Here is an 8,306-nt window from a genome sequence, read left to right on the forward strand (position 1 = left end):
TGAGATTTCAGAGGAAAATATGTGAACACCGTTATTATTAACTCCATCATGAATTTTTGAATTGATTATATCACCTTTTGATCTTCCTATGTATGTCTGAGCAAAGTCTTCCTTTTCATTCCCGTTTCCATATATATCACAACCCTCAATAGAGAATTTAGAGTTTTCTTTAATATTGATACCATGGTGATAGTTCTTAGATACCTCACAGGATTTAATTGAGATTTCAGAGGATATAGCGTAAATACCACCACTATTAACCCCATCACGGATTTTTGCATTGATTACACTACCATTTGATTTTATTATCAATAATTGAGGATAGCTATCTTTTTCATTTTCATTATCTTCATTTCCATTTCCATATATATCACAGCTTTCAATAGAAAATTTAGAATTTTTTAAGCTAACAGATTTTGTATAAGAGTATATTTGTGATTTAGTCAAAACAAGTGAACCTGAATCAAACGATAAAAACTCTCCCTCATGTAATTTAGAATTATTGATATTAATTTTTGCACCTTTAGAATCTATGGCACAATTTATATCGCAATCGCTAAAAATGACATTGCCTTTAAAATCTAACTTAATTGTATTGCCTTTGAAATCCACATTTTTAAATTCTATCGTTCCATTGCCTTTTATAACTAACTCATCTACATTGATGGTTACATTTGCTATTTGAAGTGTGGAAGAACGAAACATTGAGCTATTAATCGATATAGAAGCTTTTGCCATGGAGATTAGATGTTTAGACTTATCTTTCCCTAAAATTGAAACATTATTATTAACATTTACATCCCCAGATAATTCAACCGCACCTGGTAGTATTTTGTAATCTCCCCCTTTTTCTAAATAGCTTTTCATGTCTTTTATATTTACTAGTGTATTATCATGTGAGTTCTCATCTATGGTTATTTTCGGTACTCCAAGCTTTTCAGCTATAGCATTAAGGATGTTGATGCGCTCTTCTCTTTTAGCTTTTAAATCAGATATCATGTTTTTTATATCATCTTCTCCATGCCCGTAGAAAAACTGCTCTATCCTTCCATTTTCTAAGTAAGCTATTAAATCTGGAAGATATTCTTTCTTTAATACTTCTTTAAACTCTTTTATTTCTCTTACAGTTATCTCATTACCTGATTCATCCAGAAAAGACATTTTTATAACGGTTCTACCAAATATATTCCTATCCATAGTAAACCCTCAAGAGTTTAAATTTATTTTATTGTACATAATTCTTTAAGATGTTTTTAGTTAAATCTTTTGCACTCTCTATCAAAGTATCTCTATGTTGATGATAGATTTCTGAGATAAATTTAGATATCATAGAACCTATTACTCCAAATTCTTTTTCAAGGTAAGTTGTTAATACAGCATGACCAGAATCTAAAGTGGTTGAAAATATAGCATGAAATGCTCTATCTATTGCATCTTCCAAACCTTTTATCGTTTGTTCTTTGTTAATTTCGTCGTTTATAAAACTTCTTATTATACCAGTGGCTGAAGCTATTACACCAGCTAAGATACCAATTTCTTTGAGTGGTATATCTTCCATAATTCCAGCTCTTTCAGCCATCAATAGAGCCAAAGCACTTATAAGAGCACTGGTTTTGTCTTCCATATTATTCTCCTCCTTGTTTCTTAGAAGCTTCTATGTCATTTACTATAAACTCTATATTTTCATTTATCGCTTCTTTTATAGGATTTAGTTGCTCTTCGGTAATTTGCCCATTGCTTAGGGCTTTTATGTCTTTCTTTGCATCTTCACTGGGACCAAAAACAATTTTGTGTAAAATGGAAAGAAATATGTTTAAATATCATTTTAGGAGGTTTTGTTTATGAAAAGAAGAGGTAGACCGCCAAGATTGGCTAATCCCAGTGAGGGATTGCAGAAAGTAATTGAAGTAATGGAAGAGGTCTTATGCTTAAAGAACAAGAAGCATTCTTAGAGGATAATCCAGATGAGTATAGAAATATGCGGTACAAATTACACCCTCTCTATCAACTTCCTAAACTCATCAACAGATGAAACCTTCACAGCTCTTTTCCCAAGGTATGTAAGAAACTCATAATCTGAGATTTTATCTATCTCATTTTTTATATCCAATATATCCTCACTTTCAAATCTCTCTTCTAAGATACCAATAATAAATTGTCTAGCACTTTCTAATTTACCTTCTAATTTACCTTCTAATTTACCTTCTAATTTTCCCTCATCCTTTGCCTGCTCTTGATAATACTCTATAACCTCTTCTATAAAACTCTTCATCTCTTTTCCTCCTTGGGATAATTCTTTTAATTTAGCGTTTATGGTGGGAATGTCAATTTTCTTTGCAATATAAACATTACAAAGTAAAAGCAAGAATGTACCTTTGTCCGTAATACCTAAAAGCATAGCTTGTAAGAGTTCTTCAAGAGATGCTTTGTTAGATATAAACTCCATTAGTTTAATGTATGCATAAAGCTCTAAGTTTTCTCTTAAAACTTTGTTCTCTATTTCTTTCATAGAGCTTGGGTCTATGAGAAAGTATTCAACATCAAATATAAAAGGTTTTATGTTGTCTGGAAGCTTGTCATCATCTTTTAAAGATGTGGGTATGTTCCAATCTTGTTCTCCTACATACACCACCATAAGAATTATCTTTGGAAGTTCTTTTCTCTGTCTTTTTGCTTCGTTAAACCTTGCTAATACATAAGAAAGAAGTTGGATAACTATATACTTATCTGGAGCTGATTTGTGTTCAAAGATAAAATATAGCTCTAAAGGTTCTCCAGTGGATTTTAACTTTACTTGAAATGCCATATCGTAATGAGATTTTAGGTTTTCTTCTGTATCGTATTTTTCAGTATCCACAAACACCATACTATCAAAATCAAGCTCTTTAGCTAAATCTGGATATCTTGCTTCAATTAGGGTTTTTACATTTTCTTTTTTCTTAAAGAAAGTTTTAAAGGTCTTATCGGAGTATTGAGAGCTTGTTAGTTCCTTTAGTTTTTCTAACTCTTTATGAATCTTATCTATATCATCCATTTGAGTATTATAGCATTGGTTTTTATTTGGTGGCCTACTAGTGAATAGACAAATAGTTTCAATCCCATAAGGTAAATTAGCAACGTGTTAGTTACAGTGAAGGTAGATGGGGTTCCAGGTTTCAATCCCATAAGGTAAATTAGCAACAGATACAAGCCATGAAAATGGCTACGGATCTCGTGTTTCAATCCCATAAGGTAAATTAGCAACTTGTTGTTAAACAACAACTTTGTTCTTGTTGTTCCAGTTTCAATCCCATAAGGTAAATTAGCAACACTCAATAGGAGGTGATGTTATGGATACAGAACTTGTTTCAATCCCATAAGGTAAATTAGCAACCAGGACACATACGCGCCAAGAGCCTCACCAAAGGTTTCAATCCCATAAGGTAAATTAGCAACATTTTTGCCCAGTCAAGTTACGGAGTCGAGTGTTTGGTTTCAATCCCATAAGGTAAATTAGCAACCTTCCACTTAAAATTTTACTAAAAGGCTATCCTTTTGTCAATATGTTAAATTATGATATATATCAATAAAAATGTAAATTTTACTATACGAATGGTGATATAGATTAGATGACTGAAAAAGATTGTGTATCAGTGATTTTTGGAGTTTTATGATGTAAGTAAAAGACGAGGAAAACATTTATTTTTCGTAAGGGTGGGTTTGAGCTCAATGGTGATATATATCATATTAATAAACAAGTACACTTAACCCTTATTTAGCTGTTAAAGTACGATCGCTAAGCTATGCTTAGTTGATATTTTTATTATAGCACAAAGTTTATAAACTATCCTATCATTTCATTAGCGATATAATTATCAACGAAACCACTATAAATACAGCCACAGCTGCTATTAGCTTACCATCAAAGGTCTTGATAAAAACTTCTATGGCTTCATTTTCTTTGTCCTCAATAAGTTGAGTCAAACTTTTAGGCAGTTTGTTTATCTTTTCTATACCATTAGATAAATCTTGTATCATCTTTTGATACATAGCATTGCATTCTTTATACCTTTGTTGGTATTCAATTAGCTCGCTTAATAGATTAGTAGTCTTTTGTTTTTCTTGAGCCAAAGCATTTTCTATTTCTTTGATAGTACTTTTCAAAAACTGATATTCTTCTAATATAGATTCCAATGCTTCGGAATCGCTTTTAAAGTTGTTTGATTTTTTTATGTTCTCAACGATATTCCAAAGCTTGTGATCTATTTTTATCTTTCTTTCAACTTTAACAGTGTTCAATTAAGCACTCCTGTAGTATTTGCTCATGCTTTCTCGGTTATGACCCATTTCTCTTGTTAAAAGCCTATCGCAATAGCTTTCTAACACATGCTCAAAGGTATAGTTTTTGTTTTCTTGTTTTATCTTTTCTAACTCCGTTTTCAGCATGAATACGGTAGCGTTATCTTTTAAAACCCTTTGTTTTATCTCGTTGAATCTTTCTATTGCAAAGTTAACCCTAAAAGAATGAGAACCAGTGTATCTTTCTCCAGCTTTTTTCACAGCCTCTTTTAAAATAGGGTAATAAAAGTCTTTTCTAAATGTTTTAAACTCAAGATTGATAGTTTGTATAATGCTTAGGGCTTTTTTTAACTTTTCTATTCTATAAGGGGCATCTGAAAAATCAAGCACCCTTGTACGCCCGCCTTTGGATTTTTCAATAACAACTTTATTACCTTCTACTCTAAGCTTTTTTATATCTCCAACACGAGCCCCAGAGTAATATTGAATGCTTGCCCACGCATAAGCGAGTTTGTATAAGTCCTTTAAATCTTTATTTTTTGCTTTCTTTTCATACTCTAAAATAGTGTTTAGCACCCTTTTTGGGTTAACAAAAGGTTCTGCACGCCCATTGGCTTTTGCCTTTTCATAAAAGCCTTGAAACTCCTCTTTTAAACTATCAACAATATCAAACTTCTTAGCCGCATAAAAAAGCTTTTCCAAAGCACAAACGTTGGCCTTTAAAGTGGATTCCGTATACAAACTTGCCTTTTTATCAAGCCAAGTCTTTACATCTTCATAGGTTATATCTTTAAACTTCTTCTTACCAAGCTTTACCATATCATCGGCAAATTGCTTTAGTATCCCAGCATACCGCTCAAAAGTAGAATAAGAATGAATAAGAGGAGAATACTTATCCGGTCTATTATTTTGTATCTCTCTTTTAGACATACCTATCCCTTGTTTGAGGTATCCAAAAAGCAGACACTTCATAGCCCGCTTTACTGACATATTGTCAAAATCCTTTTTAAGCTCAAGCACCATATGTTTAGACTCACACCTAATTACGTTTAGGTCACGTCCTGTTTTTGGGAAAAACAGGCAAAACCATCCTTATGAAATATTATAGTTTGTTCTTTCAGAAAGTCAATTATTTTGTTTTCTTTTATTTCCGAAACTCCCGTTTCGGTATATACCAGTCCCCTAATTATTCTCACTTAGCTTCTAACTCTCATTTTCACTTAGCTTTTCACTTTGTATTTCCATTACTATGATAACCTTGTTATAATACATATCATAAAATTTTTCACACATTGCATTATATTCAATACTATGGTTAAGAATGATGAATTAAAAAGAAAACTTTTAGAGACAGCAGAAAGTAAAAATAAGAAGATTAACAAAAGACTTCTCAACGAATATGCTTTTTTAGATGCCATAAAAGATGCAATAGTAGAAATGCTTAATAAAGGCTATACTATCACCAAGATAAGACAAGCTATCAACTCGCTTCTTGCAAAAGAGAAAGTTTACACAAAAGAATACAAAGTTTTTAGAATATCCGCAAAAACCCTACAAAAGTACATGAATAAGGAAGAGCTTTTAGATAAAAAACAAAAAAATTAAATCAGAGTGTTTTATACAAAGGAGTTTCTAATGATTAAGAAAGAAATGGGGGCTCTGCCCCCAAACCCCCGCAAGGGGGTATATATAACCCCCTTGACCCCCAGTGCTCGCTTTCGCTTCGCTACCGCTCGCACTAACTTTTAAAATCTAAATAAATCCAAAAAAAGAGGAAAAAAAAGATATAGAACCAAAACCAACATTGTATTGTGGATAATCTTAGGTCTAAGTAGTTTTTCTTCCTATACACTAATAAGCCACTAATATCATCACGCCCCGCCCCCATTGGCTAGTTTACATCAAACATAATCAATAATAAATTTTTCATCATAAATAGGAAAGTTATTAGGTTATTAGGTTATTAACCTAAGAACAAAAAATCCCATTAAAGCCTTGTATATCAAAGGTAAAACCACTAAAACCTTAACGATACATCAATGCTTAGAAGACAGAAAAAATTAAGAAGGTAGGAAAGTACGATTTTGCAATTTTACTGCCCGCAAACCATTGACTGGCTTAGTGTTTTTGAGGTAGTTTTTCAAGGCTTAAAGAAATTTAAAAGTTTATGTACCAAAAAAACAGGCTATTTTTTCTTTTGATTAAGCTGTTCTTTCAAAGAAGAATTAAGCCTAAATCTTACAGTCTTTTGATCTGGAATATCTATCACTTCCCCAGTTTTAGGATTCCTACCCTTTCTTGCCTTTCTCGTAGATACCTTAAACGTACCAAAACCATATAGATTTACATATCCATCTTTTAATATAGCTTTGCTTAAAATATCAGTAAAAACGCTAACTACAAGCTCTGCCTTAGATACTGGTATATTTACTTTTTCAGCCAACATAGAAGCCATCTCTTTCTTAGTCATAAAATCCTCCTAAATTATTTGTATCACTATGAAAATATTATACAAGAATATGACTATAAAGAATGCTTAAGAAGTATATCTCTTACCTCTTCTATAGAACTAGCTTTTACTATCTCCTTAGTAATCTCCTCTATTAGCTGCAAGTTATCTATAGAGTTTATCTTAGAAGATATATCCTCTGGAGTAGAGTCAAACTTAGCCCCTATGGTTAGGATTAGAAGTTTTTTAGCTTCTTCGAGCTTACCTTCAAGCTTACCTTCAAGCTTACCTTCAAGCTTACCTTCTTCGTAAAGTGGGTCATCTAAAATCTCTTCTCTTGTAAAAACAAACTTCATACGCTTATCCTCCTTAAACTTATTCCATATTACTTTGATAAATTTCCTTCTTCTTAGAATATTTGTCAATAGCAAATTGTAGTTTTCAACATCATGAGAAGGAAGAGTTTGTAAAATATCAAGAATCTTGTCGAAAAGCTTTACAGCTTCTTCTTCATTTATGTTGGTGAGTAATGCAAAAGCAAGATCTGCTAAAGAGTCACTATTTGAGAGTTCTTCTTTGGGTAAATCTCTTATATCTATAAGATGAAATAAGTAAGATAAATTGTAATTTGAAACTTGGTTTTCCATACTCATCTTATCGTTGCCTATGTATAAGATATAAGACAACCTGAATTACATTCCTACCTTTAAATTCTTTAATTAATGCCACTAAGTACTCAAGCATTCTAAAATGCATCATAGGGTCATTTACAGATTGGAATTCTACGTGTAAGATATCGCCGTTATCAAGTTCTACCACATAATCTAGTTTCAACTCTAACTTCTGATATTCTGTAGGAAGTAAAGATTTTACAGAATGATTGGTGATAAGCTGGATTAGCTTCTTTGGACCTAATTTTGCAAGCCCTTTTAGAGATAGATCAAAGGTAAGATAGTCTTTTGAAAAGTAATTGTTAGATTGGTCGTTTACTTTATCTGTACTCATTTGCTATATTGTATCAGAAATATAAGTAAACTGCTAAAGTGAAAAAAGAACTTCTCTTTGAACAAAAAAATCCTATTAAAGCCTTGTGTATCAAAGGTAAAACCACTAAAACCTTAACAATACATCAATGCTTAGAAGACAGAAAAAATTAAGAAGGTAGGAAAGTACGATTTTGCAATTTTACTGCCCGCAAACCATTGATTGGCTTAGCGTTTTTGAGGCAGTTTTTCAAGGTTCGAAGAAATTTTTGCGAAATAATAAAAATATTTATCTTTTCATAGGAGGGATATTTTCATAGAGGGTTTTTTTCAAGGTCGAAGGGGATGTCTTATATTTTTTTTTTTTTTTTTTTTTTTTTTTTTTTTGATGACACACACACAAAATTTTTTGTGCTCCCTTTGTATACAAATTTGTGTGTGTATTTGTAAATACACTTGTAAATATATTAGTAAATATATTTGTAGCCGACAGCCCGTCGCCGGAAATCATTGATAGACAAAGGTTTGCTGGCGACGACTATCTTGAAAAGACGAGAAATCTACGGCGTTAAGACGAGAAATCTACGGCGTTAAGA

At 32.1% G+C, this 8,306-nt stretch carries 9 protein-coding genes and 1 CRISPR repeat array; of the genes, 1 reads left to right on the forward strand and 8 read right to left on the reverse strand.

The genetic code is table 11. From position 1 onward, the window contains the following. The 5 genes from ACYQZV_RS08570 to ACYQZV_RS08590 form a co-directional block, all read right to left on the reverse strand. On the reverse strand, positions 1–1,197 hold a 1,197-nt coding region (locus ACYQZV_RS08570), incomplete at its 3' end, for a hypothetical protein (protein ID WP_459895116.1). A 28-nt stretch (positions 1,198–1,225) separates the two neighbouring features. Next, positions 1,226–1,624: a hypothetical protein gene (locus ACYQZV_RS08575; protein ID WP_459895118.1), complete on the reverse strand. Its 399-nt coding sequence runs from the start codon at positions 1,622–1,624 to the stop codon at positions 1,226–1,228. Between the two features lie 366 nt (positions 1,625–1,990). After that, a complete protein-coding gene (locus ACYQZV_RS08580; RefSeq protein WP_459895121.1) occupies positions 1,991–3,034 on the reverse strand; it encodes an Rpn family recombination-promoting nuclease/putative transposase in 1,044 nt (347 codons plus the stop codon). Positions 3,035–3,089: 55 nt separating this feature from the next. Further along, positions 3,090–3,500: a CRISPR direct-repeat array (repeat unit 29 nt; unit sequence GTTTCAATCCCATAAGGTAAATTAGCAAC). 331 nt (positions 3,501–3,831) lie between these two features. Then, positions 3,832–4,278: a hypothetical protein gene (locus ACYQZV_RS08585; RefSeq protein ID WP_459895124.1), complete on the reverse strand. Its 447-nt coding sequence runs from the start codon at positions 4,276–4,278 to the stop codon at positions 3,832–3,834. After that, positions 4,279–5,301, reverse strand: a complete 1,023-nt coding sequence (locus tag ACYQZV_RS08590; RefSeq protein ID WP_459895127.1) for a hypothetical protein — start codon at positions 5,299–5,301, stop codon at positions 4,279–4,281. Positions 5,302–5,589: 288 nt separating this feature from the next. On the opposite strand from ACYQZV_RS08590, the gene ACYQZV_RS08595 reads away from it, so the two are divergent. Continuing rightward, positions 5,590–5,883: a hypothetical protein gene (locus tag ACYQZV_RS08595; RefSeq protein ID WP_459895130.1), complete on the forward strand. Its 294-nt coding sequence runs from the start codon at positions 5,590–5,592 to the stop codon at positions 5,881–5,883. Positions 5,884–6,463: 580 nt separating this feature from the next. Here ACYQZV_RS08595 and ACYQZV_RS08600 read toward each other — a convergent pair. The 3 genes from ACYQZV_RS08600 to ACYQZV_RS08610 are packed head-to-tail and all read right to left on the reverse strand — an operon-like array spanning position 6,464 to position 7,732. Then, a complete protein-coding gene (locus ACYQZV_RS08600; RefSeq protein ID WP_459895132.1) occupies positions 6,464–6,748 on the reverse strand; it encodes an HU family DNA-binding protein in 285 nt (94 codons plus the stop codon). Between the two features lie 53 nt (positions 6,749–6,801). Continuing rightward, positions 6,802–7,374 (reverse strand): RpnC/YadD family protein, encoded by a 573-nt coding sequence (locus ACYQZV_RS08605; protein WP_459895134.1) that lies wholly within the window; start codon positions 7,372–7,374, stop codon positions 6,802–6,804. Between the two features lie 7 nt (positions 7,375–7,381). Beyond that, positions 7,382–7,732 carry an RpnC/YadD family protein gene (locus ACYQZV_RS08610; RefSeq protein ID WP_459895136.1) on the reverse strand — a complete coding sequence of 117 codons (351 nt, stop codon included), beginning with the start codon at positions 7,730–7,732 and terminating at the stop codon, positions 7,382–7,384. Positions 7,733–8,306 lie beyond the last annotated feature (574 nt).

It is taken from the genome of Hydrogenobaculum acidophilum (assembly GCF_054656715.1).

Bases quoted from the DNA above. Each gene is read 5' to 3' on its own strand.
- ACYQZV_RS08610 (WP_459895136.1), bottom strand. From the start codon at position 7,732: ATGAGTACAGATAAAGTAAACGACCAATCTAACAATTACTTTTCAAAA.
- ACYQZV_RS08600 (WP_459895132.1), bottom strand. From the start codon at position 6,748: ATGACTAAGAAAGAGATGGCTTCTATGTTGGCTGAAAAAGTAAATATA.
- ACYQZV_RS08575 (WP_459895118.1), bottom strand. From the start codon at position 1,624: ATGGAAGACAAAACCAGTGCTCTTATAAGTGCTTTGGCTCTATTGATG.
- ACYQZV_RS08605 (WP_459895134.1), bottom strand. From the start codon at position 7,374: ATGGAAAACCAAGTTTCAAATTACAATTTATCTTACTTATTTCATCTT.
- ACYQZV_RS08595 (WP_459895130.1), top strand. From the start codon at position 5,590: ATGGTTAAGAATGATGAATTAAAAAGAAAACTTTTAGAGACAGCAGAA.
- ACYQZV_RS08590 (WP_459895127.1), bottom strand. From the start codon at position 5,301: ATGGTGCTTGAGCTTAAAAAGGATTTTGACAATATGTCAGTAAAGCGG.
- ACYQZV_RS08580 (WP_459895121.1), bottom strand. From the start codon at position 3,034: ATGGATGATATAGATAAGATTCATAAAGAGTTAGAAAAACTAAAGGAA.